The organism is Bradyrhizobium sp. STM 3562 (assembly GCF_045571435.1).
In the GTDB taxonomy this organism is placed as follows: Bacteria; Pseudomonadota; Alphaproteobacteria; order Rhizobiales; family Xanthobacteraceae; genus Bradyrhizobium.
Genome location: NZ_CP120694.1, coordinates 5,341,948 through 5,366,034 on the forward strand (window position 1 = coordinate 5,341,948; position 24,087 = coordinate 5,366,034).

General features: G+C 62.0%; 27 protein-coding genes and 1 tRNA gene. 11 read left to right on the plus strand and 17 right to left on the minus strand.

Annotated elements, in window-relative coordinates; translation table 11 throughout:
• Positions 1-2: 2 nt before the first annotated feature.
• A complete protein-coding gene (locus P6U23_RS24825; RefSeq protein ID WP_407175171.1) occupies positions 3-1,202 on the minus strand; it encodes a mandelate racemase/muconate lactonizing enzyme family protein in 1,200 nt (399 codons plus the stop codon).
• A 159-nt stretch (positions 1,203-1,361) separates the two neighbouring features.
• On the opposite strand from P6U23_RS24825, the gene P6U23_RS24830 reads away from it, so the two are divergent.
• Both P6U23_RS24830 and P6U23_RS24835 read left to right on the plus strand, forming a co-directional pair.
• The gene (locus P6U23_RS24830; RefSeq protein ID WP_407175172.1) at positions 1,362-2,126 is read left to right on the plus strand and encodes a GntR family transcriptional regulator; all 765 of its coding nucleotides are present in this window, start codon (positions 1,362-1,364) and stop codon (positions 2,124-2,126) included.
• Positions 2,127-2,151: 25 nt separating this feature from the next.
• Positions 2,152-3,528, plus strand: a complete 1,377-nt coding sequence (locus P6U23_RS24835; protein WP_407175173.1) for an MFS transporter — start codon at positions 2,152-2,154, stop codon at positions 3,526-3,528.
• A 65-nt stretch (positions 3,529-3,593) separates the two neighbouring features.
• On the opposite strand, the gene P6U23_RS24840 is transcribed toward P6U23_RS24835, so the two are convergent.
• The gene (locus P6U23_RS24840) at positions 3,594-4,040 is read right to left on the minus strand and encodes a hypothetical protein (protein ID WP_407181569.1); all 447 of its coding nucleotides are present in this window, start codon (positions 4,038-4,040) and stop codon (positions 3,594-3,596) included.
• 233 nt (positions 4,041-4,273) lie between these two features.
• Between P6U23_RS24840 and P6U23_RS24845 the strand changes: the two genes are divergently transcribed.
• Positions 4,274-4,534: a hypothetical protein gene (locus tag P6U23_RS24845; protein ID WP_407175174.1), complete on the plus strand. Its 261-nt coding sequence runs from the start codon at positions 4,274-4,276 to the stop codon at positions 4,532-4,534.
• A gap of 44 nt (positions 4,535-4,578) precedes the next feature.
• A tRNA-Arg gene (locus tag P6U23_RS24850) sits at positions 4,579-4,655 on the plus strand.
• 41 nt (positions 4,656-4,696) lie between these two features.
• On the opposite strand, the gene P6U23_RS24855 is transcribed toward P6U23_RS24850, so the two are convergent.
• The 4 genes from P6U23_RS24855 to P6U23_RS24870 form a co-directional block, all read right to left on the minus strand.
• The gene (locus P6U23_RS24855) at positions 4,697-5,251 is read right to left on the minus strand and encodes a TetR/AcrR family transcriptional regulator (protein WP_407175175.1); all 555 of its coding nucleotides are present in this window, start codon (positions 5,249-5,251) and stop codon (positions 4,697-4,699) included.
• 250 nt (positions 5,252-5,501) lie between these two features.
• A complete protein-coding gene (locus tag P6U23_RS24860) occupies positions 5,502-5,993 on the minus strand; it encodes a hypothetical protein (RefSeq protein WP_407175176.1) in 492 nt (163 codons plus the stop codon).
• A 287-nt stretch (positions 5,994-6,280) separates the two neighbouring features.
• Positions 6,281-7,564 (minus strand): metal ABC transporter permease, encoded by a 1,284-nt coding sequence (locus P6U23_RS24865; protein ID WP_407175177.1) that lies wholly within the window; start codon positions 7,562-7,564, stop codon positions 6,281-6,283.
• Positions 7,561-8,541 carry a metal ABC transporter substrate-binding protein gene (locus P6U23_RS24870; protein WP_407175178.1) on the minus strand — a complete coding sequence of 327 codons (981 nt, stop codon included), beginning with the start codon at positions 8,539-8,541 and terminating at the stop codon, positions 7,561-7,563. The genes P6U23_RS24865 and P6U23_RS24870 overlap by 4 nt, the downstream gene beginning before the upstream one ends.
• Positions 8,542-8,725: 184 nt before the next feature.
• Between P6U23_RS24870 and P6U23_RS24875 the strand changes: the two genes are divergently transcribed.
• Together P6U23_RS24875 and P6U23_RS24880 are read left to right on the plus strand one after the other, a co-directional pair.
• Positions 8,726-10,021, plus strand: coding sequence for an acetamidase/formamidase family protein (locus P6U23_RS24875; RefSeq protein WP_407175179.1), 1,296 nt, complete (start codon positions 8,726-8,728; stop codon positions 10,019-10,021).
• Between the two features lie 170 nt (positions 10,022-10,191).
• Complete coding sequence (locus P6U23_RS24880; protein ID WP_407175180.1) at positions 10,192-10,653, plus strand: cupin domain-containing protein; 462 nt, start codon at positions 10,192-10,194, stop codon at positions 10,651-10,653.
• Positions 10,654-10,774: 121 nt separating this feature from the next.
• Here the strand turns inward: P6U23_RS24880 and P6U23_RS24885 are convergent, their stop codons facing one another.
• A complete protein-coding gene (locus P6U23_RS24885; RefSeq protein WP_407175181.1) occupies positions 10,775-11,449 on the minus strand; it encodes an L-2-amino-thiazoline-4-carboxylic acid hydrolase in 675 nt (224 codons plus the stop codon).
• A 305-nt stretch (positions 11,450-11,754) separates the two neighbouring features.
• Here P6U23_RS24885 and P6U23_RS24890 point away from each other — a divergent pair, with 305 nt between their 5' ends.
• The gene (locus tag P6U23_RS24890; RefSeq protein WP_407175182.1) at positions 11,755-11,985 is read left to right on the plus strand and encodes a hypothetical protein; all 231 of its coding nucleotides are present in this window, start codon (positions 11,755-11,757) and stop codon (positions 11,983-11,985) included.
• A gap of 154 nt (positions 11,986-12,139) precedes the next feature.
• On the opposite strand, the gene P6U23_RS24895 is transcribed toward P6U23_RS24890, so the two are convergent.
• On the minus strand, positions 12,140-12,346 hold the full coding sequence (locus P6U23_RS24895) for a hypothetical protein (RefSeq protein ID WP_407175183.1): 207 nt from the start codon (positions 12,344-12,346) through the stop codon (positions 12,140-12,142).
• Between the two features lie 140 nt (positions 12,347-12,486).
• Here P6U23_RS24895 and P6U23_RS24900 point away from each other — a divergent pair, with 140 nt between their 5' ends.
• On the plus strand, positions 12,487-12,936 hold the full coding sequence (locus P6U23_RS24900) for a GNAT family N-acetyltransferase (protein ID WP_407175184.1): 450 nt from the start codon (positions 12,487-12,489) through the stop codon (positions 12,934-12,936).
• Positions 12,937-12,970: 34 nt separating this feature from the next.
• Here P6U23_RS24900 and P6U23_RS24905 read toward each other — a convergent pair whose 3' ends face one another.
• Together P6U23_RS24905 and P6U23_RS24910 are read right to left on the minus strand one after the other, a co-directional pair.
• The gene (locus P6U23_RS24905) at positions 12,971-13,282 is read right to left on the minus strand and encodes a hypothetical protein (RefSeq protein WP_407175185.1); all 312 of its coding nucleotides are present in this window, start codon (positions 13,280-13,282) and stop codon (positions 12,971-12,973) included.
• A 283-nt stretch (positions 13,283-13,565) separates the two neighbouring features.
• Entirely contained in the window at positions 13,566-13,985 is a 420-nt protein-coding gene (locus P6U23_RS24910; RefSeq protein ID WP_407175186.1) for a CBS domain-containing protein, read from the minus strand.
• Positions 13,986-14,481: 496 nt separating this feature from the next.
• Between P6U23_RS24910 and P6U23_RS24915 the strand changes: the two genes are divergently transcribed.
• Positions 14,482-14,742, plus strand: coding sequence for a hypothetical protein (locus P6U23_RS24915; RefSeq protein ID WP_407175187.1), 261 nt, complete (start codon positions 14,482-14,484; stop codon positions 14,740-14,742).
• A 48-nt stretch (positions 14,743-14,790) separates the two neighbouring features.
• Here P6U23_RS24915 and P6U23_RS24920 read toward each other — a convergent pair whose 3' ends face one another.
• Positions 14,791-15,303 (minus strand): hypothetical protein, encoded by a 513-nt coding sequence (locus tag P6U23_RS24920; protein ID WP_407175188.1) that lies wholly within the window; start codon positions 15,301-15,303, stop codon positions 14,791-14,793.
• 472 nt (positions 15,304-15,775) lie between these two features.
• On the opposite strand from P6U23_RS24920, the gene P6U23_RS24925 reads away from it, so the two are divergent.
• Positions 15,776-16,159, plus strand: coding sequence for a VOC family protein (locus P6U23_RS24925; RefSeq protein WP_407175189.1), 384 nt, complete (start codon positions 15,776-15,778; stop codon positions 16,157-16,159).
• Positions 16,160-16,254: 95 nt separating this feature from the next.
• Here P6U23_RS24925 and P6U23_RS24930 read toward each other — a convergent pair whose 3' ends face one another.
• Entirely contained in the window at positions 16,255-16,710 is a 456-nt protein-coding gene (locus P6U23_RS24930; RefSeq protein ID WP_407181570.1) for a hypothetical protein, read from the minus strand.
• A gap of 226 nt (positions 16,711-16,936) precedes the next feature.
• Here P6U23_RS24930 and P6U23_RS24935 point away from each other — a divergent pair, with 226 nt between their 5' ends.
• A complete protein-coding gene (locus tag P6U23_RS24935) occupies positions 16,937-17,284 on the plus strand; it encodes a GrlR family regulatory protein (protein WP_407175190.1) in 348 nt (115 codons plus the stop codon).
• 169 nt (positions 17,285-17,453) lie between these two features.
• Here P6U23_RS24935 and P6U23_RS24940 read toward each other — a convergent pair whose 3' ends face one another.
• From P6U23_RS24940 to P6U23_RS24960, 5 genes are all read right to left on the minus strand, one after another.
• Positions 17,454-20,135, minus strand: a complete 2,682-nt coding sequence (locus tag P6U23_RS24940) for a PAS domain S-box protein (RefSeq protein ID WP_407175191.1) — start codon at positions 20,133-20,135, stop codon at positions 17,454-17,456.
• A gap of 126 nt (positions 20,136-20,261) precedes the next feature.
• Positions 20,262-21,062 carry an NUDIX hydrolase gene (locus P6U23_RS24945; protein WP_407175192.1) on the minus strand — a complete coding sequence of 267 codons (801 nt, stop codon included), beginning with the start codon at positions 21,060-21,062 and terminating at the stop codon, positions 20,262-20,264.
• Positions 21,063-21,065: 3 nt separating this feature from the next.
• Positions 21,066-22,022 carry a dihydrodipicolinate synthase family protein gene (locus tag P6U23_RS24950; protein WP_407175193.1) on the minus strand — a complete coding sequence of 319 codons (957 nt, stop codon included), beginning with the start codon at positions 22,020-22,022 and terminating at the stop codon, positions 21,066-21,068.
• A gap of 104 nt (positions 22,023-22,126) precedes the next feature.
• Positions 22,127-23,005, minus strand: coding sequence for an SDR family oxidoreductase (locus P6U23_RS24955; protein ID WP_407175194.1), 879 nt, complete (start codon positions 23,003-23,005; stop codon positions 22,127-22,129).
• Positions 23,006-23,132: 127 nt separating this feature from the next.
• Positions 23,133-23,993, minus strand: a complete 861-nt coding sequence (locus P6U23_RS24960) for a MaoC/PaaZ C-terminal domain-containing protein (protein ID WP_407175195.1) — start codon at positions 23,991-23,993, stop codon at positions 23,133-23,135.
• Between the last annotated feature and the right edge of the window lie 94 nt (positions 23,994-24,087).

The following is a 24,087-nucleotide window of genomic DNA, read 5'->3' on the forward strand; positions in this document are numbered from 1 at the left end:
CCTCACACATGGCTGCGGCGTACGACGAGACCGGAGCGGTCAAACACCGCAGGCAACAGATCGACGCCAAGCCCCGGCCCTTCCATCGGATAGACATAGCCATCCCTGATCACGGGCATCGCCGTGACCAGCTCGTTGTACCAGCCTTTGTAGAAGGCTCGTACCGATTCCTGGATCAGGGTGTTGGGCTGGCTGAACGACATATGGATGGCTGCGATGAAGCCGACCGGGCCGATGCAGTCGTGCGGCGCAAATGGCCGGTGATAGGTCTCCGCCATCGCCGCGATCTTGCGTCCCTCGGTCAATCCGCCGGTCCAGCACAGATCGGCCATCACGACGTGCATGGCGTCGCGGTCGAGCATGTCTTTATAGGGATAGCGCGACCCCAGCGTTTCGCTGGCGCAGACCCAGACATCGGTCGAACGCGCATACTCGGCCAGCGCCTGCGGCGAGTTCATCTTGATCGGGTCTTCGTACCAGGTCGGCTTGTAGGCTTCGAGCACGCTCGCGATCTGCTTGGCCGTGGGCAAATTCCATAGCGAGTGAAACTCGACCATGATCTCCATCTTGTCGCCGACGGCTTTGCGGATTTTTTCGAACGGCTCGACCGCCTTCTTCATCTGCTCGGCAGTGATGAAGAGCCCCTGGTTTTCCTGCGCGGGCGGATCGAACGGCCAGATCTTCATGGCGGAGATGCCGCTCTCGAGCAGGCTCTCGGCCAGCGCATCCGCGCGGTTCATGAAGGCGTCGAGGTCCTCATAGGGACTGTCCTCCTCACCAAGGCTCCAATTCGAGACGGGACGGATGTTGGTCGACCGCACGTATTTGGTGCCGGCGCAGGTGTTGTAGATGCGCTGCTTGTCGCGGCAGAGCCCGCCCAGCATCTGGTGCACCGGCTGGCCGCAGACTTTGCCGAACAGGTCCCACAGGGCGATGTCGATTGCCGAGGCCGCCCGATACTCGACACCGGTCGAGGACTGCGCCATCGGCAGATTGAGCAGGTCGCGGTGGATGGCCTCGATCGCCAGGGGATCGCGACCCAACAGCCGGCCGGCAAAGGTATCGTGAATCTGGGCTTCGACGGCGCCCGCGCCGTAAAAGGTCTCACCTAGCCCGATCAGGCCGGCATCGGTGTGCAGGCGGACCCACAGCACATTGGCGAATTCCTGCGTGCGCAAGGTCTCAATGGACGTGATTTTCACGCTTGTTCTCCTCCCCGCCGGGTTCTCTTTCTTGATCGCGCCGCCTCGGCGACGGCCCGTCACCAAGCCATACGCGCACTTGTAATATATCACAATATGTTTATGGTTGCACACAGGCCTGCGCCCAAGACGCGGCCGAGGAAACCCAAGGGAAACCCCATGGCGCGTCGTCGGAAAAGCGCTGTCAAAATCATCCAGCCAGCGCGGAACGAGGAGCCGGCAAGGCACAATCGGCTCAACCTGTTCGAACTCGCCTGTCAGCGGATCGAGGATCTGCTGGTCAATTGCCAGCTCCCTCCGGGCCGTTTTCTCACCGTGCAGGAACTGCAGAGCGCGACCGGCTTCGGCCGCACGCCCGTGCATAGCGCGGTCAACAGTTTTGCCGCCGACACGCTGATCATCATCCGCCCGCGCCACGGTCTGCAGATCGCGCCGATCGATCTGTCGCGCGAACGCCTGCTGCTCGGGCTGCGGCGCGACATGGAGCGCTTTGTCGTTCGGCTCGCGGCGGAGCGCGCCTCGCTGTCGCATCGCAACCAGATGCTGCATATCGAACGTGCGCTGGGCGATCGGCGGGCAACGCTGTCGATCGACGAATTCAACAAGCTCGACCGCCGCCTCGACGCCCTGATGCTTGCCGCGAGCGGCGAGCCGTTCTTGGCCCACACCATGCGGCCGCTGCATACGATCTACCGCCGCATCGGCTACGTCTACCATCGCCTCCTGCCCGGACACACCGACCTGACCGGCACGATCGATCGGCATCTCGCGATCATCAGCGCGGTCTCCAATCGGCACGTCGAGCGGGCCGTCGCGGCGAGCGATACGCTGATCGAGTTCATGGATCAGATGTTTGAGGAGATGGAAGCCGGCATCGACCCTCGCCTACTCGATTGCAGCATCGAACCTTTGCCCGGAACATGAACCAACAGACAAGGAAAGACGGGACATGACGACAGTCGCCACCGCAGCTCCCTCACCGCACCAGCCGGTGATCCAGGACACCGTTCGCTATCTGATCAAGAACTACAGTCCCAAGGGCAACCGGGTCGGATGGCTGATGATGGCTTCCATCCTGGTGGAAGCCTGGGATCTCTATTCGATCGCTTTCGTGCTCGTCTTCATTCGCGACCAGTACAATCCCGATCCGCTGCTGCTCGGACTTGCCGCCGCCGGAACGCAAGGCGGTGCGCTGATCGGTGCGCTGATCGGCGGCTGGCTCTCCGACAAGATCGGTCGCCGCGTGATGTTCCTGGCGACGATGATCATGTTCGTCGTGCTCGCATTGGCGCAAGCCTTCGTGCCCGGTGTCATCTGGCTGATCGTCATCCGCTTCCTGCTCGGCATTCCGCTCGGCAGCGACATTTCGACCGGCTACACCTACATCATGGAATCCATGGCCAAGGGCGAACGCGAGGTCATGGGCAACCGCTGGCAATTCATGTTCGCCGTCGGCGAGGTGCTGACGCTCGCCGTCATCGCGGTCTTCCTGGTGCTCGACATCAATCATGAAACGGTGTGGCGCGTCACGCTCGGCCTCGGCGCCGTGCCGGCGCTGATCATCCTGTTCCTGCGCCATGACGTGCCGGAGACGGCGGTGTGGCTCGTCAAGCAGGGTCGCTTTCGCGAAGCCAAGGTGGTCGCGCGACAGATGTACAATGACCCGCTCGACATGCTGCCGGACCAGGACGTGAAATTGTCGAAGCCGCGTCCGACCGCGTTCCTCGGCGATTTACGCCAGGATCCGATCCGCTGGCGCGCCACGATCTACGGCTGGATCGCCTGCTTCGCACAGGCCAGCGAATTTTCCACCTTCGCCTTCTACCTTCCCGTGCTGTTTGCGATGGTCGGCGTCTCATCCATGCTCGGCAATAATCTGGTGACCATGCTGCTGTTCTGCTTCGCGGCATTGTCGGGATGGGTGGGGCCGCTGCTCACGCCGAGGATCGGCCATCGCGGTATTGCCGTTGCCGGCTTCGGTATCGTGCTGGTGTCGCTCTTGATTGCTGCGGCCGCGCTCTATACCGGCCACAAATACATCCTGCCCTTTGCGGCGGCAGGCATGTTGTGGGGCCATTATTGGGACGCCTCGAACTGCATGACCATTCCGACCATGGTGGCCAAGCCCGAATATCGGGGAACCGCGAGCGGCTTCGCCTACATGTTCGTCAAGCTGCCGTCGTTCCTGGCGATCTTCCTGTTCCCCTCGCTATTCGCCGCGATCGGCCAGGCCAATGCCACGCTGTTCGTTGCAGTTTTCCCGCTCCTCGGCCTGCTGGCTGCGATCTTTGTCCTGCCCGAGGTCTACGGCTACGAGCATGACTGACGGCAGGCTCTGAGCGGGCTTCGCTCGAGCATCGGCAAGCAGTAGGGCGAGGCGCACGCCTCGCCCTACCAGTCATCCGGACAGGGATCGACGATCTTCCAGAGCTCGGTGCCGTTCTTGATCTTCTTCATCTCGGTGGTGAGGCCGCCGTTGCGGCGGATCCAGTCCTTCACCGAGTCGGGATAGTAGGACATCAGCTCGGAGGTCCCCTCGGCGCTGGTGACCTTGATGCCGAAGGTGAAGGCCTTGTCGTAATAGGCCTGGTGGAAGCCGAGGCTGGCGCGCGGGGTGACGCAGATCTTGTTCATCGGCACGATGCCGAGCACCAGCGTGCAGGCCGAATTGCAGATGCCATCGATGACGACGCGCTCGCCGCTGTCGCGGATGCGCTTGTACTTGGCTTTGTATTCCTCGACATAGCCGCCGTGATCCCTGGTGATGTGCAGCAGCGCATGCGCCGGCGTGGCGGCAACGAACCAGAGCAATAGCAGAGCAAGCGTCGTGATGCGCATATCGAGAGTGGCTTGGTCACCTGCGGTCAAGCGGGAGCGCCGTCAGCCCGGCTCTCGAAATGTCGCCAGACTGTGTTGGGAAAGTGTTAAGCATCCGGAAACGGCCAAAAATGGGCGTGGAAGGCCCTCTTTTTGCCGGGGTTTGCTCCCCGCCGGTCGCCAGCTTGCGGCTCATTTGACAGTCGGATTGGCTCGGCTAGCGTGGTACTTGTAGGAATATTCGGAGAATCGGGATGAAGACTCTCAAGCTTGTCGCAGCCGCCGCCCTCCTGTACGCGGTCGCCAGCCAGCCAAGCGCCGCGGACGGATGGCGCCACCATCACCACCGTCATCACGCCTGGCGGCTGCCCTACCCCATCAGCTATGTGCACAATTACGGCCCCGGTCCCACGCCCGACAGCTTTGCCTATTATGACGGCCCCTCGACCAATCTGTGCTATCGGGGTTCAGCCGCTTACCGCGGCCAGGACGGCCGGCGCCATCCCTGCTTCTGAGATTGGATAGAACTCGCCCGATAAGTCTGCTATCGGGTTTGCAGGCGCTCGTAGCTCAGCTGGATAGAGCATCGGATTTCGATTCCGAGGGTCGGGAGTTCGAATCTCTCCGAGCGCGCCATTTGCATTCAACACCGCGGACATTTCCGCTCTCAGAGGGGGTCAGCGCTCGATCGCCCGAACAAAGATGTCGACAAGCGACGTGATAAGATTCTGCATGTCGCGCTTGTCAGCCGCGGTCTCGCGCAGACCTCTCATGCTGAAGACGAGCGCACGCGCAGCCTGCTCCGTCGACATCTTTAGACGCGCAGTGCCGAAGCGCTCGGAGATGAGCTCGACGACGAGGCCCTGGAAATTTCGATAGACCTGCTGAACGACGGGATACTGCAGATCGAACAGGTCCGCGGCGTCCGGGTGTGTGGCCGCAAGATCAATGCCGTGACAACCCCATAATAGACAGGCGTGAAGCAGCTTACCACGCAGATCTTTCAGATGCGCCACCTCCGCACGGATGCTGGCCAGCTTATCCTGGTCCATCCGCTCGACCACCGCTGTGAAGATGGCCTCCTTGTCCGGAAACAGCAGATAGAGCGCCGGCCGGGAGATTTCGCAGCGTTCCGCAATGTCGCCCATTGTGGTGCGAGCAAAGCCATATCTGCAGAACACTTCCGTCGCGCGTTCGACGACGCGCTGATGCTTGCTGCCGGGAATAGCCATTCTTCTCGCATCTTCCTTTCGAAGGAGGTTGCCAAATTGACGATATGACATTAATACTTATTTTGTCAGATCGTCAAAAGAGCGCAAGCGAAGCGGAGAAGGCCACGTGAACAGCGAGATTCACTTGAAAACATGGAATGCGTATCAGCGCGCTTGGGGACCGGTCCATGAAACGGAACGCGAAGAGCTGCTTCGATCAAGCGTTAGCGACAACATTTTGTATACGGATCCTTCGTCGCAGACCCATGGTCTACAGGAACTCATGATCCGCATCGCGCAATCGCAGCAGAAGTTCACGGGCGCATACTTCAGAAACGACAGCTTTCTCGAACATCACGACCAGGGACTCTTCCTCTGGACGATGTACGACAAGGACGGCCGGGCCTTCGTGAAGGGGAGCAGCTTCGGCCGCTTTGGCAACGATGGCCGACTCGTTCAGGCAACGGGCTTCTTCGAAGCACCGTCGAACAAGACTTGAGCCATTCTCGACCACGTAGGAAAGCACCTCGTCCTTTCCGTCGGCGCGCTGGGTCACCCAGCACTCCTCCGAAAGAATCGGTGTTCTTTCCGTGTCGTTTTCAACAGTCTCTAGGCCGCCAAGCATCAATTGCTGCGAAACAGAGCCGTTCATAGCCAATCGCGTTGTTTTCCAAATGGATCGGCGTGGCGGCCACTCGAGGCCAAGCGGCAGACTAAGGCGATCGGGGATTGCCGCGAGGCGCAGCACGAAATCGTAGGGCATCGTAGAATGGGTGTTTCGACCGCGTCGCTGGCCGCAACATCATAGCGCCACGGCGAAACAGTAGTGCCCATCTTCATCGGCCGTGGCGCGCCACTGCACAATTTTGTACAATAGCGCCGCGCGGGCTTCGCAATTGGCGCATGAAGGCGCTGACGGCCACTTGAAAACTTGCTGCCGGCTGCCTCACGTAGCGCGCATTCCTTGCACCGAGCCTCTCGTAAGCTGGAGAAGTTGACAGTTCGGGACCCGCTTTGATCATGCGCACCATACCGATCAATGGGCAGAGCTTATCCAGGCCGAATCTTTATTCCCAAAACTCTTGCTCGCGCCCATATCCATCGGTACGGAATGGGCGCGATCAGGAGCGCAAGCGCCAGGACAGTAAAGCTCGCGGCCCAGCGCACGCGCTGGCGCGCCCGCCCGAGCACCTCGGTCATCACAAACTGCTCGCCATTGCGCATTTCACCGTAAGATCGCAGCAACGAGGAAATCCGCGCAAGGGTGAAGTCATCCAGCGCCTCACCCTCGCTCCGGCTTCGCCTCTCCAGATCGTTCAGGCGCTCCGCCTCAGTGCGGTAGCGCTCCGCGTGCTCGCTTGCATCCGCCAAGGCGGCCTGCTCGCCACGGGTCAAATAGATCATGCGCAGCCAAGGGAACATGTATTCGGCGCCGTCGAGCACCGGCTGGTCGGCATGCGGTACGACGGTGAGTTGTAGCGCGGAGGCAGCTAGAATCGTGACGGCACCCCAGCGCGCAGCTCTAGTCGTCCTGCGCCACGCCATACGGCGACTGTTCTGCAGGAAAGCATAGAGCACGCCGCTCAAAGCCAGCGCACCGCCAAAGGTGCAAACCATGGCGGCGCCGGTCGGTAGATCGAACGCAAATGAAGCCCCAAGTCCGACGGCACTGGTGAGCGTGCCGACGGCCCAGCCGATCGTCAGCTGGATTGCGAGCGAGCGGGCAAAAATGGCACCGATCGCGGCGGGGACGATGAGAAATGAAAAGACCAGCAGTACGCCGGCAATCGCGACCGAGCTTGTGACGACCACGCCGAACGTCGCGAAAAAGAAGAATTCCCAGCCGAGTGATGGAGATCCCGTCAGCTGGCGGCGCAACAGAAAGTGCAGCAGCGCCACGGCCGCATACAATGGAACGATTGCGTAAAGCTCGCCGGTCCCGGCGAAAAGAATATTTCCCGTCAAAATCTGCTTGAGATGTTCGGCCCCCTGCGGCGCGCGGTCTACGAGCAGGATCGCAACGGCGGCGGCGAAGACATAGATCACCCCAATCAGCGCCTCCTGGGGAACGCGGGTGGCCCAAGCCCGAGTGAAAGCAAGCAGCACCGATGCGAGCAGTGTGAACGCCAGCGAATAAGCATAGGTGGCTGGGCTCTGAGCCGGATGACCGAGCATGAATGCGACCGTGGCGCCGAGGGCGGCGATCTGCGCGAGCGCCAAGTCGACGAAGATTATTTTGCGGGCGAGGATTTGGATGCCGAAATAGGCGTGGATACCGACGAGGCAGACAGATACCAAAAACGGCGGCCAGAGAAGGACGATCGCCTGGCTCATTGTGCCGATGCCGCTGCTCTCAGGACTTCGACGTTTCGCTCGAACAGCGAAATGAAGTCGTCGGTTTGGGGCAGCGCGCCCACCGACGCCGCCAAGGTCACGACCGATGCGCCCGCTTTTGCCGCCACGAATGCCACCTCTCGTTCGGGCTGATATGGCTCGCGGACGACGATACGAACCGCTCGTGCGCGCATTGTCTGCAGGAGCGCGACGAGGTGCGAGGGGCTCGGCGGCACACCGGGCTTCGTTTCGAGAAAGCCGACGAAATCCAGGCGAAACCGCCGCGCAAAGTAAGGCCAGCTGTTATGGTAGGCGACGAGCGGCATGGCTTTCAGGGGCGCGAGTTTTGTCTCCCACTCGGACAGCTTCCTCTTCAGTCGGGCGAGGAAGGCCAGCCGATTGGCTTCGTAGGTTGCAGCGTTTGCGGGGTCGCGGCGCGCCAACGCTTCCAGAATTGTGCTCGTAATAATCTCGGCGTTCTTGGGATCGAGCCAATAATGCGGGTTCCCGTTGCCATGTGCGTGGCCGTCGCTCGGGCCAACGCTCATCCCGCGAACCTCCAGCACCGGAATAGCAAAAGAGGCATCGACATAACCGGCTTTGCCCCGGCTCAGGTCGGGATTTTCGGCTTTCGCGAGCAGGCCATCGAGCCACAAATCGTAATCGAGTCCCACCCGAACGAGCAGGCGCGCATTCTTCACGCGCAGCAGGTCCTGCGGCTTGGGCTGATATTCCTCGGCGTCCATGGCGGGCGGTACGAGGCTGATTGCCTCCACGCGATCTCCACCCACGGCTTCCACAAGACTGCGCAAGTCGGTCGTCGTTGTCACAATCTGAACGCGGCTCTGCGCGATTGCGGACGACACCAGGACAGAATAGGCGCAAGCGACCATCGTCGCGAAACACAACGAAATGGATTTCCTATTCGAAGAGCTGCGCATCATGGTCGACGCCGTGCGGCCCGAGGATAACAGCATTTACCATTCGGATTCCACCTGAGGACTTCTCAGCCACCGGCTGCTTGCCCGCAGCAAGTGCACACTGTTGTTGCGCTTGCGTCGCGCTCTCGGTGGACCTAAACTGTACCATAACCGCATGTCGTGGCAGAGGGCTTAGCAGGACTCCAGGCGAGCGGTTGATATGCGACAGTTAATTGCGGTCTTGATCGCGGCGTTACTGGTGCTTGTGGGCGCGAGCCGCACCGTAATTGCGCAGCAGACGCCATCTGCCCTTTCCGCAGCGCAGCAGCTTATGCTTGTGCCCGCTTCGAAGTACCCGGGCCGAGTCCACGTGCTGCCCGCAACTCTGGAAACGACACAATGGGGGTGGTTCGACAACGCCGAACTGCCGCGGCTGATCGTTGATTCCGGTGATACCGTCGTGGTCGAGACGATGTCGCATTCTCACGGTCAGCTTTGGCCTGGCCGCACCATCGAGGAATTGAAGAAGTTGCGGACGGATTGGCCTGGCCGGGGTCCAATGTCGTTGACAGGGCCGATCTACGTGAATGGAGCGGAACCGGGCGATACCCTGCGTATCAAAATTCAAAAGATCGTACCCCGGCCGTGGGGGGCAAACTTCAATATTCCCGGCTTGTTCGGCCAGTTCCCGAAGCAATTCCCGGACGGCCAAGTTAAATACTTTTACATCGACATCGAACGCAAGATAGCCGAATTCGCGCCGGGCATCGAAATTCCCTTGCGGCCATTTCCAGGGACGCTTGGTGTCGCACGCGCTGAACCCGGCCGGTACAACGCGGTGCCGCCAGGTCCGTTCGCGGGCAATCTCGACAACCGCGATCTCATCGAGGGGACGACGCTGTACGTTCCGGTGTTCGTCCGCGGTGCGCTCGTTTGGACCGGCGACTCGCATGCGGCGCAAGGCAATGGCGAGGTGAACCTCACCGCCATGGAAACCGCCTTTCAGGAAATCACGATCACCCTGACGGTCGACAAGACGACAAAGCTGCAATGGCCTCGCATCGAGGCGCCAACCCAGTGGATCACGATGGGATTCGACGAGGACCTCAACAAAGCGCTTGCCAACGCTAAGGCAGAAACCGGCAAACTGCTGGCGGAGCAGCGCAAGCTGCCGGCTGATGAAGCCGCGGCTCTGGTTGCGAAAGTCGCCGACTGTCGCGTGACGCAAGTCGTTGATATCAAGAAGGGCATCCACTGCATGACGTCGAAAGATGCGCAAAAATCGCTTGCCGAACCGCGACCATCGGCCGAAACGTCGGAATACCTCGTAACGTATGCCGCCGATGCGGACATAAACAAGGCGATGGATGCCGCGTCCTGGAGCATGATCGAACTCCTGCAGAAAGAGAGATCGCTCTCGCGTCTCGATGCTTACTCGCTCGCTAGCATGACAATGGATTGCCGCGTCGGCGGGATGGAGGCCGCCGAGAAGGGCGTACACTGTCTGGTGCCGAAGAGTCTCTGGGTCAAGCACTAGTCGGCTATGTCGAGTGCCTGAGGCCTAGCACAAGATCGCAAGCCGTCGCAGATTAGCCGATTCGAGCGGGTCGCAGGCTGAGGCATCATAGCGCCATAGCGAAGCAATAGTGCCCCTCTTCGTCGGCCGTGGCGCGCCACTGTTCGCCTTGACGTTCACGGAGTATCACCATGGCCGATGCAGTGAAGGACGCCAGTTCGCTCTACGAGGTCGAGCGCCGCGCGCAATATGGAGCCCGTCCCGGTTTCCGGATCACGGAATTGCAGATCAGCCCGACGCAGAAAGTCCCCTGGCATTATCACAGCAATGTCCAGGACACGTTTTACGTGATCGAGGGGGCGCTGCAGATCTTCCTGCAGAACCCGAAGGAGGACGTCCACCTTGCGCGCGGGCAGACATTTTCCGTGCCGCCGGGGGCGCCCTCACCTCGTCACCAATGCCGGCGACACATCGGCTGTGTTTCTCGTTCTGCAGGGCATCGGCGAATACGATTTCGTACCGCTGACGTGAGACGATCGGGGCGCGCCGCCGGAAGGCTGGCGTCCGCTCCGCCCCTTGCCGATCTGGTTAACGCGATCCCTTTCAGCGCTTGCCATGGCGTCATGTCGTTCGGTGGATTACGCTTTCGCTAATCCTCCCTACGCGCTACCGCCCCAATTCCCGGCCGGCAATGTCGGGCATCGTCGATAGCGGACCAGAAGGCGGACATGGCAATGCCGACGCGAATGGCCCGCAGCAGACACTCCGCCCGACCTAATCCGGCTCAAGTCGGGAGAAGCGAAAATTGCAGTGGCTCGCTCCGCCGGCCAGCGTTTGCGTCCGCTCCAGGCGGATGCCGCGCGTCGCATAAGCCTCGAAGTCGAGCCCGCAGATGTGCGGCAAGATTTCCTCGTCGCCATGACGCGCGGCAAATTTGCAGAAGCCGCACGCCTTGTAGTCGATGCCAAATTCGAAATTGTCGCCGGGGCCGGGCTCGATGAAATCGTAGACGAAATCGTCCTTGTAAGCTTCCGCAAGACTTTTCGCCGCCTGCTCGCGCAGCAAGGCGCGGTTTTCGGCCGACATAAATTGGCGCCCGGAGGCAAGCCTCTCGGCCTCAGGTACCGTAAGCAATTGCGCCTTGTAGCTCTCTCGCTCGATATCGCCGATGATTGGGAACGGCACGCCGTGTCGCCGCAGCACACGCCCGATAGCCATAAATCCCATCAGTCGTATGAAGAAGTCGCTCATGCGGCTGGCGAGACCGCCGACATAGGGCATTTGCGTGAGCACGACTTCAAACTCGTCCATGACCTCTAACCGGATCTTATCCAAATCGGAGAGGTGAGCACGCTCGCGCAACATTGGTTCGGCAAAATCAAGGCGCTGGCGCATGGCGGCTTCCATTGCGCCGCGATGGCCCTCGTAGAAGGGGTGGATTTCAGCCATCGAGAGTCCTCGTTTAAAGGGCGCAGCGTATTGCAGACTGCGCCTCGCGGTCCACCTCCGTGAAGTCGCTTTTACGAAGCTCGCGACGTTCAGCTCGTGGCCCATCACGTCGATCGCGCGACTGGTCGAAAGGGCCGCTATCGAAGGGTAACCGGGCCACAAGCGAAAGCGGGAAGACAGCCGCCCTTGAGGCGCAGCGCAAGATCGTGGTCCGTCGCTGCCAGGCGAGCCTGAAAAGACCGCCCCGCGCGACACACATGCGACACATGCCGTTGCTACCAAGGGCAAAGCTAGGAGGAAACACTATGGCGGATGACCATCTCGAGGATTTGTTGAAGGCACGCGCAGCTCTCGTCAACAAGCGCCGCACTTTGGCTCAAACCATCGCCGTTCCCAGTGATATCCCTGAGAACGCGATCCGAGGCATGATCGAGGTCCAGCAGGCAATCGCGGCGATCGACCTTGCTATCGAAGAGCTGGAAGAAGAGGAATTGGACGAAGAATTAGAAGAAGCCGAGGAAGAGGACGAAGAATGACAAGGCCCCGCCGGAGCGACCGGCGTACTTCATGAACTTTTTTGGATAGTCCGTGAAGGCACCGACAGTGTCATCCGGCAATTCGGCGGCCAGCCATTCGCTAGCCGTTGTATCCGCCATAGCACGCCATCCGATCCTGCCCCTGCGCCCGGCGTCACCGATCGCGGCGGCCGAGACGGTTGGAAAACGTCCCGATCACCAGCAGCCCGAACACGAGCAATGCGCATAGCAGCGCATCGGAGCGAATCGCGTGACTGGACATGCCGAAGTCGTTATGGGCGACATAAGCAAGCCAAAGCGCGGCCAGGGCCGCGGAGCCGGCAGCAACAGCGAGCATGAAGGGAATTTTAGGAATGCGCATGTGGCCGACTATGCGTCGGCGGGCCGGCCGAGGCAACCCTTCGCGCAATGCGCGTAAACGGACGATCCGCTATCGCATTACTTGAGCTGCCACAATCAAGAACGGTTAGACTGCCATCTGAGTCTCAATGGGGATTCCAGATGCCCAACGCCCGGCCCGCTCTTGCCGCGGACCTTCCATCATTGCTCGAGCTGTTTCGCGCCTCTGAGGTCAGCGCTGCGGCGGAGCCGAGAGGGCGGGCGGAAGCGATCTGGGCTCGGATGCTGGCGCATGAGGACGTTGCCGTGTTCGTGTCGGCAATGGACGACAGGATCGTCGCAACCTGCATGCTGATCATGGCGCCCAATCTGCTGCGCGACGGCCGCGGCTACGGCTTTCTCGAAAACGTCGTCACCCATCCCGCCTTTCGTGGCCAGGGCCATGGCCGCGCCGTCGTGAGCGCCGCACTCGCCACCGCCTGGGCGAAGGATTGCCATCACGTCCTGCTGCAGAGCGGCCGCAAGGACCCGCGCGTCCATCGCTTCTACGAGGGCTGCGGATTCATTCCCGGGCTTCGCGTCGGCTACGTCGCGCAGCGTCCGCGCGAATAACGCCTCCCCGAACTCCCCTGCTGGCCGCGTTGCGCTATTCGCCCACGCAGGTCTGGATGAATTCCTTCCGCTGCGGTCCGATCACCTTCTGGTCGATCGCCTGTTTCAAGCAGTCCAGGCGCGCTTGTGCCATGCAGAGCTGCATCTGATCGGCGCGATCCTGGCCCTTGAAGGATTGCGCCGCGGCCCGGCAGGCGAAGCGCTTGCTCGCCGTAACGGGCGCGGCCGGGGCGGTGTTGGCCTGAACGGCAGGCGCGGCTGGCATCGTGGTCGCGGACTGCGCGAACGCTTCAATCGCGAAAATCACCGCGGCCGCCGCAAGCAACGCGCCAAGCAGATGTTTCATCGGTCACCTCCCCAATCGACGACCACTCAAGTTAGGAATGCCCGGTCTGAATGGGAAGTGAACGCTGCTTCACGACGCATCAGGCGCGGCTCCAATTGCGCAAGTCCGGGCCCCGACTTCCTCAAAAGCTCTCGGTCGCGCCAGAGCCCGGCATGTCGGAGGTCATGACCCGATTGGACGGAATCGGATCATGATCTCATCTCTTTGTTTGAGCGTAATCTCCGCACAAACGCTTCGCGTTTGTCGCGAGGGAAAACCGGTTTCCACTTTTCCGGATCATGCTTTAGTGATGAGCCGCAACGCTCTTGACGCAACCCGACAAGAGCTCGCCATTGGCAAACTGGCCGATGTCGCCGAGGCTGACCATGCCGACCATGCGCTTGCTCTTGTTGATGACAGGAAGCCGACGGACCTTCAGGCTCTCCATGTGATGGATTGCTTTGGCGAGGTCATCGTCCTCGCGACAGCAGTGAATGCCTTGTGTCATCACGTCGCGCGCAGTGGCGCGAGACGCATCGAAATTCCTCGCGGCAAGTCCTTTGCAGACGATGTCGCGATCGGTCACCATCCCGATCAGGCGGTCATTGTCGCCGATGGGAATGCAGCCGATGTCATGACCCTTCATCAATTTGGCGATTTCGGTGACAGGCGTATCCGGGCCGACCCAGTCGACGCCCTTATGCATCACGTCCTTCACTTTCATGGCTGACCTCCGTTGCTGAACAAAACGCGATGTAGGCAACGCGCAGCCCCCTTGGCTTGATTATACAACCAATCAACCGCGACGAAACGCGCTGCTCCGGCACTGCAATGATGTCTGTTCGGGTTGCTCCTCGACATGTTCCGCCGAGACGCGACATCGCCTCATCCCGATCGTCCGCCACCACCGGTGTTCCGATCAGGTTGGAGGCGCTACGCCCGTCGCGCGCCTGTGCGGCGTCCGCGCGAAGAACCCCGCCAACAGCTTCTCCGGTGAAATCGAACGGCTTGGAATGCTTGTCCTAGGCCGCTTCCCGCAGCGACGGGCAGAGCCGGTTTCCCCGGGGCAGGCCAGGTGTCTGCCGATGGTGCATGTTGCGCGAGATCAAGTGGAAAGGCCGGCACGCGCGAAATTGTGAACGGCCCTCGCCGCGATTCCGCCGTTCGCCGCCCTATGATCCCGCCCGTTAAACGATTGAAAGCATTGGGAATTGATTGCGATGCGGATGAATCTGACGGCCATGTTGGCGATTTTGGCGCTGTCCCTGACCTCAATCCCGGCGGTCGACGCGCGCGGTGGCCATGGTTTCGGCCATGGCGGCTTCGGCCACGGCGTCCATGGCAGCCACGGGATGGGCGGGCACGGCGCCGGCTTTTCCGGCGATCAGCGTCACGCCAATGACACCTATGTGAACGCCGCAAGCGAAGAGGAAGACAAGCTGCTGGATACAAAGATCAAGAGCATCTGTCGCGGCTGCTAAAGGCCTGGATGGTCCAAGCGTCAGCCCGCCGATTGGGTGCCGACGAGTTCACCAGAAAAAGCCGAAATGCGGCTGCTGCGCGACCTGCATCGGCTGACGACCATAACCGTAGCCGTAGCCTCCACGGTACTGGGGATACTGGGGCGCATAGGCGTATTGGGGCGCGTAGGGCGAAGGCGCATGTGCTCTCGCGACCTTCCGCTTCACGACCGGCTTCTCCGGCTTCCTCGCCTCGGCCGCGACCTGTTTGGATTGGTCGGCGGGAACTTGAGCGAAAGCCTCGCGCATCCGCGCCTTGGCGGCCGCTTCAGCAAGTGCCGGCTGTGGCACCGGACCTTGCGGCTGTGCCACGACCGTAGCCCCAGCCGGCATGGGCGCACTGGTATCAAACACGATGCGCTCCGGCCATTTGCGTTCGGATTGGATGCGGATCGCCGGCGCGTCAGCGGCGGAAGCCACGGCGCCCTCCGTTGGTGACGGCTTCGGCAGCACGGCGGCGCAGACCAACAGCAGAACGAGCAGCGCACCGCCGACACACGCGAAATAACGAACGACCAACATCTTACTGCTCCACCCGCGCCCAGCGGGGACCACCCGGTAACATATGGTATCTAGATTTGTTCCTGGTCAGGATCGTCGGTTCAACTGGTGCGATAACTTTTTCGCTATCTAACCTTAGAGCATCAATCGACCCTGCCGACATTGCGGCGTCTCAAGGCGCCAGTCTTCCGAAAAAGCCCGCCCCGCGACGGGCGCATAGAGCGGGCTGAGGATTGAAGAAAAGGTTATGCCGCAGTCGGCCCGTTCGCCGAACGCAACGCGCGTGCGGCTCTCTTCGCATCAAGGTTACCGACCTGCTCTTCACACCAGCGAGGGACGTTTTTCGAGGCGTCCGACGCGCTCCCAAATCGGGACATCGGCACGATCCACCTCGCCTCCGCGCTCCGGGGATGGTCAGCGCGATGTGCGACCGGTAAGATGATGCGTGAACCGCTGCCGGTAAAGCGGCCATGAGGAGCATGAGGGAGACACAATGCCGATCGTCACATGGGATCATGTTCACCTGCGCAGCCCCGATCCGGAGGCAACCGCGGATTGGCTTGAGAATGTGCTTGGCGGCGTCGTCATCCGCGGCCCCGGACGCATCGACGTCAAACTGGGCGGCGCCAATGTCTTCATCGCCAAGGTCGAGCCGGGCTCCGGCGTCAACGCGCCGCCGCAGACGCCCTATCAGGGGCTGGACCATTTCGGGTTATCGGTAAAAGACATCGACGCCGTCGCCGCCGAAATCAAAGCCAAGGGCGTCGAGTTCACGACGGAACCGACGACCATCCGGCCGGGCGTGCGCATTTGCTTCATTCGCGGTCCGCAAGGCATTTCGATCGAGCTGTTGGAGCGCGATCCGAAATATACGTAAGGCGCGCCCTCACCCACCCGCCGCGCCATCTTGCCGTCGCGCCGTTTGCGGCACGCAGGACATGCGCCGCGAACGAGAAGCGATATTACAGACGTTTACGTCATGCTTCCGGGCATGAAGCAGCGGATCGAAATCCCGAGATAGCCGCGGATCGGCCACACCATGGTGCGTCCGATTCGATTGGGCTCGGTGATAACAGCTTCATCGGGCACTTCGATCCACTCGCCGTCGAGGCGTACCCGATAGTGACCGTTGGCCGACTCCCAATCGACATCGGCCACTGCGGTACCGTCCGCATCCGAACAGCACGGCCCCTTGCCGCTCCTCAATCCTTCGAACCATTTGTGCAACTCGGGATTTTGTGCCGCATAGCGGCCGTCGGGATCGCGCGCGTGCGATGTCGGCGCGGTCAGCATCACCAGGACTAAAGCACAAGCGATACGAACAGATGCTTTCCAGCCGCCAGCGCTGCCAATCGGATAGTTTTTACCTGCATACGCGTCACAAAACTGACGCGGCTCATGGCCGCCGGAATCAATCCAGTTGCTCATTTCCATGCTCCAGCCCTATCCCAGGGTGCACAGATCTGCATGCATTAAGCGGGCCAGATTGGGGGTCGCTCAATACGGACAACTACGGAACACGGAGAACTACGGGAAGCCGCGCATAAGACCCGCAAAGCCCACCGAGGCCGGCTTCGGCGGCCGATATCCCGCGTTGACGCTGTTCCCCGCACATTACAAAATACTGTGATCGATGGATGCGATCTTGGGGCACATGAAGAACGGTCTGTATTCCATCCATGTCAGCCTGCTGGATGGGCGAGTCGGCAAAGGCAGCGGCGTGGTGGTGTTCCGCGACGGCAAGATCGTTGGCGGCGACGCCTATCTCTATTACACGGGCACCTACACGGTGAAGGACAACACCTTCAAGGGCGAGGTGCTGGTGCGCCGTCATACATCGAGCAAGGACGACAATCCCCTGTTCGGCGGTCCGAACCCGGTTGGCATCGGCGTCTCCGGCACCTTCACCGACAAGGATGCCGTGATGAACGGCACCGCCCTGGTCGGCAACTCCAGCCAGCTCTTCGCCGCGACGCTACGCAGGCTCGCTGATATCGACTAGCCGGCAGTGCGCCGCCGCGCTTTGACGGAATGGTCCGTCAGACGAAAGGCCATCACACGTCTGAATAGCCCAACCGCAATGAACTGATTCGCCCGTTCGCGTTAATGTGACGCATGGACAGATCCGCGGCGTGCCCCAGGGCCTTCCGCCAGGACCAACACGACCCCGCTTACTCCGCCGCCTGCTCCAGCGGCGCGACGCGCGGCAGGATCATCTGGATGCGGGTGCCGCCGCCGGGCTCGGAATCGAGATCGAGCCGCCCGCCGAGCCGGTTGGTGACGATGCTGTAGACGATATGCAGGCCGAGTCCTGTGCCGCCCTGGTCGCGGCGGGTGGTGAAGAACGGATCGAAAGCACGGCGGCGTACGTCCAGACTCATGCCGACCCCGTTGTCGGAAAAAATGATCTCGACATTGTCCTTGCCGGACTCGCGCGCGGAGATCTCGATCACGCCGGGACGACCATCGGGAAAGGCATGCGCCACCGCGTTGAGGAACAGGTTCGTCAGCACCTGCCCGTAAGGACCGGGATAGCTGTTCATCATCAGATTGGGCTGGCAATCGACGCTCAACGTCAGATTCTGCTTGCGCAGGCCCGGCCGCAGACTCATCACCACCTGCTCGGTGAGATCGGCGAGATCGAAGCTGCGCTGGTCCGAATAGTTGCGGTCGGCGGCCACCTGCTTGAACGACTGGATGAGCTCGGCGGCACGATTGAGATTGGCGACGAGCTGCGACGACGCATCCTGCGTGGTGTTGAGGAAGTCCTTGAGGCTGGAGCGGCGCAGATCGCCGCGCGCCACTTCCGCGGCGAAATTCGCCGCCTTACGCTCCAGGGCGGACGCCACCGTGAGGCTGATGCCGACGGGGTTGTTGACCTCATGCGCAACGCCCGCGACCAGCCGCCCGAGCGCGGCGAGCTTCTCCGCCTCGATCAGCGAAGCCTGCGTCTCCCGCAGATTGCGCAGGGCGGTTTCGGCGGCATCACGCGCCTTCCGCATCTCCTGCTCGCCGCGCTTGCGCTCACCGATGTCGAGCGCGACGGTAACGATGTGCTCGATCTCGCCGTCGGTATCGAGCAGCGGCAGCTTGTTGACCAGCCAATGCCGCAGGTTGCCGGCCGAGTCCAGATACGCCTCTTCGTAGAAGCCGAGCCCGTTTTTGGTCCTCAAGACACGCTGGTCGTTCTCGTCGGTCTTCGCCGCGCCATAGCGCGACATCAGATCGGTGGTGGTGTGGCCGATGGCCTCATGAGGCTCGATGTCGAAGATGCCCGCCATGTAGCGGTTCATGAGCACGTAGCGCAGATTGCGGTCCTTGACGTTGATCACCGCCGGCACGGTATCGATTACCTGCTGCAACAGGCGGCGGCCTTCGGCAATCGCATCCTCGGCGCGCTTCTGGTCGGTGATGTCGCGTACCGTGCCCTCATAGCGCACCACCTCGCCCTTGTCGTCGCGCACCGCGGTCGCACTGTCGGAAAGCCAGAGAATGCCGCCGTTGCGCTGGCGTACCTGGTATTCGAAATCACGCACCATGCCGTGCCGCTGCATCAAGCGCTTGTATTCCTCGCGGGCCTCGGGATGGACATAGACATTCTTGGAGACGTCGCCGATGCCATTGATGAGCTGTTCGGGCGTGTCATAGCCCATCATCCGCGCCAGCGACGGATTGGCGTTGAGCAGCGCGCCGCCGGGGGTGGTGACGTAAATGCCCTCGACCGAGCCCTCGAACAATTTGCGATAGCTTTCCTCGGCAAGGCGCTGTTCGCTGAGCGCCCGCAGTGCCGCCTCGCGTGCGGCATCGGCATCGACCAGGGTGCGCCGGAAAACTTCGGCGGCGCGCGCGATGTCGCCGATCTCGTTCCTGATATCGGTGGCCGGGATCGAGGCGCTCTTCTCGCCCGCGGCGAGCGCGCGGATCGAGCTCGCGATCGAGGCCAGAGGACGCACGGTGCGGCGAACCACGAAGGACGCCGCGAAGGTGCCGATCAGCACGCCGATGGTGGAGAGAATGATGCTCTGCCATTTGGCCTCGGCGAGCGTACGCGCAAAATCGTGGCTCAGCACCCGCCCCCGCTTCGCGCTGAGCTCGCGCAGCAGCTCGGTCACGCGCCCGATCAGACGCCCCTCCGCACCGAGCACATCCTTATCCAGGGACGAAATCTCGCTCTCCGTTCCAGCGATCGCCGCGATCGCCTGCGCATAGGCATCGGCCGCCTCGTGCAGAGCGGGATCATCGATCGCGAGCGCCTTCATTCGTCTGGCCGCCTCCTCGGCACGAGCGGTGTCCCTGGCGAGCAAGGCGTTGGCGATTTCGTTCTGGGCCAAAAACAGGGCGCGGCGGCTGACGCGATCAGGCGCATCGGCGACGGCTTGCTCGAAGCGGGCGCGCGCCGGCGGCAAGGCCGCGACCAGTTCGGCGCGCCGCGTGATCAGGGTCGAGACCCGCTCGATGCCCTCGCGATAGTTCGCAAGGCGCTGACTGACGCCGTCGATCATGGCCTGCTGCTCGGGCGCGAGCTGCAGCCGCGTCTTCTTCAGGAGCGTGCTCAGTTCGGAAGCGGCTTGCGCCACGCGGTCCGACTGCGCCCCCGGGTCGGTGACGAAATCGCGCGCGGCGAGCCGCAATTCGTTCATCTGGCGGTCGATTTCGGCAGCGAGGTCGCCGACATCCTGCAGCCGCTGCAACTCGCTGAATGTGGTATCGATGTGGCGGATCGCGATCACGCTCGCCATGGAGATCGCGGCAATGACGGCGAGCAGCAGCAAAAAGCTGCCAAAGGTCAATTGCCCGATCGACAGCGAAAAGGATCGGGCACGTTTCAAGAACGCCGCGAAGGCAGGTGGCATGATAATTGGGGCCTAGGACTAAAGGCCCCATTATACGCTGTATTTTGTGCCGGCGAACATGCAGGAACGGCCCCTGCGGCGGCAAATAGGCCGATTCGGGCGAATCGGGCCCGCGCCGGCGTGGCGTTAACCAAGTGCGCCGACCTCGAAGACCTCACCGTCATAGCCGGCTTCGCGGGGAATGCGGAGCTGGCGGCCGCCATTGAGCCGGGTCATCACCGGCATCACGGTGACAATCGGCTGGTCGCGGGCATCCGCCAGCGCACCCCCGACACTCGTCTGTTTGCCCAGCTTGATCAGATTGCGCGTGGTCGGAAACGGCAGCTTGAACCGGCCGCTTTCGGCGCCCTCTAGCGCCTCGCGGGGCGACAGCCAGATCGAATCGGTCGATTCCCTGCCGTCGTGCGCGCCGAGTTGGTCCGGCGGGGCTGCCGCGAGGAAGAACCAGGTGTCGAAGCGCTTGGGCATGCCCTCCGGCGTGATCCAATGCGCATAGGGCACGAGTTCGTCCAGCGCCAGCCAGAGCTGGTTCTGAGCCAGCACGTTCAGGAACGTGGTCTTGCCCTCGCACAGCGGACCGCGGCACTCCGCCTCGATCTCTTTCGCGCGGGCGGCATCGATCAGGTCCTGCGACCCTTTCGGCCGCACCAGCAGAATCCCGCTCTCCTCAAAGGTCTCTCGAATGGCCGCCACGCGGAAGCTCAACGCGCTCAGCTCGAGCCCCGCTCCGCCGGCATAGAGCTCCGCCCTTTCGACGATCTCCCTGTCGCCCTGGTCGATGCTGCCGCCGGGAAACACCAGCGCGCCCGAGCTGAACTCGATCTGATGGTGACGGACCATCATGAACACCTCGATGCCGCCAACGCATGCGCTGTCGCGCAACAGCAGCGTGGTCGACGCAGGACGTGGAGCGACGATCTCAGCCATGGATCATCCTGCGGCGCTCGACTGTGGCTGCAGATTGGCGCGGCGATCGACGCGGGCAACGCGCGAGAGCAGATAATCGACCTCGGCTTTGGCCGTCGGCGTGATGCTCGCGCCGGGCTTGCGCTGCGCGCTGGACGCGATGATGCCGCGCTTCTGCAGCACATATTTGCGCACGGCGAGCCCTGCGCCGGGCTGCTGCTCGTAGCGGATCAGCGGCAGGTGCGCGTCGAACAGATCGTGCGCGGCATCGCGCTGGCCCGCCCTCGACAGCTTGACGACGTCGATCAAGAGCTCGGGGAAAGCGTATCCGGTCATCGCGCCATCGGCGCCACGCTCCATCTCGAAATCCAGGAACAACCCGCCATTGCCGCACAGGATCGACAGCGGCCGCAGCGAGCCATCCTTCTGGAAATTGCGCAGCGCCGAGATCTTTTCCAGCCCCGGCCAGTCCTCGTGCTTGAGCATCACGCAGGAGGGATTATCCATGACTATCTTGCGGATCACCGCCGGCGTAAAGACGACATTGAGCGTCAGCGGATAATCCTGCAGCACCCAGGGCACGTCCTCGCCGGTCGCTTCCTGCGCCTGCTTGAAGTAGTTGATGATCTGGTCGTCGGTGCGCAGGCTCGGCGGCGGCGCGATCATCACGCCGGCCGCCCCGGCATCCATCGAGGCCCGTGCCAGCGAGCGCATCGAGGCAAAGCCCGGCGCCGACACGCCGACGATGACCTGCATCGTCTTGGCGCGCCTCACAAAGCGAATCGCGACCTGCTCCGCCTCGACGGCGTCGAGCTTCGGCGCTTCCCCAAGGATGCCAAGCACGGTGACGCCCTCGCAGCCGACTTCGGCATAAAAATCGACGAGGCGGTCGATCGACCTTTCGTCGATGCGGCCGTCATCGTGGAACGGCGTCGGCGCAATCGCAAAGGTGCCTGCAGCCTGGGCGGTCAGTTTTGTCACGTGCGTCTCCAATCTCTTCCGTCATTCCGGGGCACGCGAACCGTGAACCCGGAATCTCGAGGTTCCGGGCTCGATGCTTCGCATCGCCCCGGAACGACAACCCATCAAAACCTCCGCGCCGACTTCTTGATCTCCTCGTCCGAGAAGAAGATCTCGCGCGCATGGTCCACAATGTCCTGCGCCGTCCAGCCGGTGTGCGGCGGTTTCCAGCCTTCCATCTCCATCATGCGCATTTCGCGCACGCCGCGCGGGCCGGAAACGCCGAGCACCTTGCCGGTTTGGTCGCCGGACAAATCGCTGACCATGTATAGCACGGCCGGCGCGATCCCGTCCGGTCCCAAAGCGGCGCCGGGGTTCTCTTTATATCGGGGCAGGTCTGCCGTCATGCGCGTCAGCGCACCCGGGGCAAGCGTCCAGACCCGGATGTTGTATTTGCGTCCCTCGATCGCGAGCACGTTGGAAAAGCCCCAGATGCCGCCCTTGGCGGCGCCGTAATTGCTCTGGCCGAAATTGCCGATGAGGCCGGAGGTGGAGGACGTATTGACGATCACGCCACCGCCATTCTCGCGCATCCAGCGGAATACCGGGAGCGTGGCGCAGAAGGTGCCCTTCAGGTGCACCTTGATGACCTTATCCCAATCTGCCTCATTGGATTTCGCAAAGGTCTGGTCGCGCAAGATGCCGGCATTGTTGACCAGAATGTCGGCCCGGCCGAAATGCCTAATCGCGTCGTCGAAGATCGACTGGCCGCCTTGCATGGTCGAGATATCCGCACCATTGGCGATAGCGCGGCCGCCCTCGGCCTTGATCACCTCCACCACCTTCTCAGCCATTGACGTGTCGGCGCCGGAACCATCGCGGGGACCGCCGAGATCGTTGACCACGACCGCCGCGCCTTCACGCGCAAACAGCTTTGCGTATGCCTCGCCTAGCCCGCCGCCCGCACCCGTGATCAGCGCCACCTTGCCGTCGAGCAATCCCATGCCGTCCTCCCGATTTTGTTGGTGTCATTCCGGGATGGTCCGAAGGACCAGACCCGGAATCTCGAGATTCTCAGATGTTCAATCGCACATCAGAGTTCGCGCTATCGCGCGCCCCGGAATGACGACGTTAACTGAGCACCGTCATGCCATTCTTGATCACCGTGACGCCACGCGCCTTTACCTTGGCTTCGAACGAAATCACATTGCCGTCCTTCCACATGTCGAGCGTCACGGTTTCGCCGGGATAGACCGGCGACGAGAAGCGCGCCGCGTGGCGCTTGAAAGCGCTCGGGTCGTAATCGGCATAGGTCTGCAAGATACCGCGGCAGGTCATGCCATAAGTGCACATGCCGTGCAGGATCGGCCTTGGAAAGCCCGCGCGCCTGGCGAATTCCGGATCGGAGTGCAGCGGGTTGCGGTCGCCGCAGAGACGATAGATCAGCGCCTGATCCGGCCGGGTCGAGATGTCGATGGTTCTGTCGGGCCGGCGGTCCGGCACCTGGTGCGGCTCGGGTTGGCCCTCCGACGGCCCGCCAAAGCCGCCGTCGCCGCGGGCGAAACGCGAGGCGACCAGCGTTGCCAGCGGTTCACCATCAGCGTTCTTCAACACGGTCTGGTGCCGGATCACCGCGCCCTTGTCCTTGCCCTTGTCATAGACGGCGAGCACCGAGGAATCAGCGGTGATGTGCGCCGCAGTCTGGAGTGGCTTGTGGAAGGTGATGTCGCGCTCGCCATCGACCACCATGACGCGGTTGAGATTCATCTCGCCGGGCCCCGCGCCCCAGGCCGCAACGGAGGCAAAGGTCGGCACCACCTTCAGCGGGCGCGGCGTGGCGGCTGCCTCGTTGACGAAGACGAGTTCCTTCTCATCCAGAGGATCGGCGCCCATTCCGATGCCGTAGGCGTAGAGCATCACCTCGCGATCGGAGTAGCTGTATTTCTGGCCGAGATTTTTCAGGGCCATCAGCTCTTCGTATTTGATCGGCATTTTTGCTGTTGCCTCCCCATATCGCTCTTTACATCATGCTGGCGAAGGCTGGCAGCCCGCGTAGGATGGGTTGAGCGGAGCGAAACCCATCACC

What these genes read in the sequence shown, in the direction of transcription:
- P6U23_RS24945 (WP_407175192.1), bottom strand. Translation starts at nt 21,062, where the DNA reads ATGGCTGAGATCGTCGCTCCACGTCCTGCGTCGACCACGCTGCTGTTG.
- P6U23_RS24885 (WP_407175181.1), bottom strand. Translation starts at nt 11,449, where the DNA reads ATGGCTGAAATCCACCCCTTCTACGAGGGCCATCGCGGCGCAATGGAA.
- P6U23_RS24925 (WP_407175189.1), top strand. Translation starts at nt 15,776, where the DNA reads ATGCCGATCGTCACATGGGATCATGTTCACCTGCGCAGCCCCGATCCG.
- P6U23_RS24920 (WP_407175188.1), bottom strand. Translation starts at nt 15,303, where the DNA reads ATGTTGGTCGTTCGTTATTTCGCGTGTGTCGGCGGTGCGCTGCTCGTT.
- P6U23_RS24900 (WP_407175184.1), top strand. Translation starts at nt 12,487, where the DNA reads ATGCCCAACGCCCGGCCCGCTCTTGCCGCGGACCTTCCATCATTGCTC.
- P6U23_RS24935 (WP_407175190.1), top strand. Translation starts at nt 16,937, where the DNA reads ATGAAGAACGGTCTGTATTCCATCCATGTCAGCCTGCTGGATGGGCGA.
- P6U23_RS24840 (WP_407181569.1), bottom strand. Translation starts at nt 4,040, where the DNA reads ATGCGCATCACGACGCTTGCTCTGCTATTGCTCTGGTTCGTTGCCGCC.
- P6U23_RS24890 (WP_407175182.1), top strand. Translation starts at nt 11,755, where the DNA reads ATGGCGGATGACCATCTCGAGGATTTGTTGAAGGCACGCGCAGCTCTC.
- P6U23_RS24880 (WP_407175180.1), top strand. Translation starts at nt 10,192, where the DNA reads ATGGCCGATGCAGTGAAGGACGCCAGTTCGCTCTACGAGGTCGAGCGC.
- P6U23_RS24960 (WP_407175195.1), bottom strand. Translation starts at nt 23,993, where the DNA reads ATGCCGATCAAATACGAAGAGCTGATGGCCCTGAAAAATCTCGGCCAG.
- P6U23_RS24930 (WP_407181570.1), bottom strand. Translation starts at nt 16,710, where the DNA reads ATGAGCAACTGGATTGATTCCGGCGGCCATGAGCCGCGTCAGTTTTGT.
- P6U23_RS24905 (WP_407175185.1), bottom strand. Translation starts at nt 13,282, where the DNA reads ATGAAACATCTGCTTGGCGCGTTGCTTGCGGCGGCCGCGGTGATTTTC.
- P6U23_RS24910 (WP_407175186.1), bottom strand. Translation starts at nt 13,985, where the DNA reads ATGAAAGTGAAGGACGTGATGCATAAGGGCGTCGACTGGGTCGGCCCG.
- P6U23_RS24955 (WP_407175194.1), bottom strand. Translation starts at nt 23,005, where the DNA reads ATGGGATTGCTCGACGGCAAGGTGGCGCTGATCACGGGTGCGGGCGGC.
- P6U23_RS24835 (WP_407175173.1), top strand. Translation starts at nt 2,152, where the DNA reads ATGACGACAGTCGCCACCGCAGCTCCCTCACCGCACCAGCCGGTGATC.
- P6U23_RS24860 (WP_407175176.1), bottom strand. Translation starts at nt 5,993, where the DNA reads ATGCCCTACGATTTCGTGCTGCGCCTCGCGGCAATCCCCGATCGCCTT.
- P6U23_RS24855 (WP_407175175.1), bottom strand. Translation starts at nt 5,251, where the DNA reads ATGGCTATTCCCGGCAGCAAGCATCAGCGCGTCGTCGAACGCGCGACG.
- P6U23_RS24865 (WP_407175177.1), bottom strand. Translation starts at nt 7,564, where the DNA reads ATGAGCCAGGCGATCGTCCTTCTCTGGCCGCCGTTTTTGGTATCTGTC.
- P6U23_RS24830 (WP_407175172.1), top strand. Translation starts at nt 1,362, where the DNA reads ATGGCGCGTCGTCGGAAAAGCGCTGTCAAAATCATCCAGCCAGCGCGG.
- P6U23_RS24870 (WP_407175178.1), bottom strand. Translation starts at nt 8,541, where the DNA reads ATGCTGTTATCCTCGGGCCGCACGGCGTCGACCATGATGCGCAGCTCT.
- P6U23_RS24940 (WP_407175191.1), bottom strand. Translation starts at nt 20,135, where the DNA reads ATGCCACCTGCCTTCGCGGCGTTCTTGAAACGTGCCCGATCCTTTTCG.
- P6U23_RS24845 (WP_407175174.1), top strand. Translation starts at nt 4,274, where the DNA reads ATGAAGACTCTCAAGCTTGTCGCAGCCGCCGCCCTCCTGTACGCGGTC.
- P6U23_RS24895 (WP_407175183.1), bottom strand. Translation starts at nt 12,346, where the DNA reads ATGCGCATTCCTAAAATTCCCTTCATGCTCGCTGTTGCTGCCGGCTCC.
- P6U23_RS24915 (WP_407175187.1), top strand. Translation starts at nt 14,482, where the DNA reads ATGCGGATGAATCTGACGGCCATGTTGGCGATTTTGGCGCTGTCCCTG.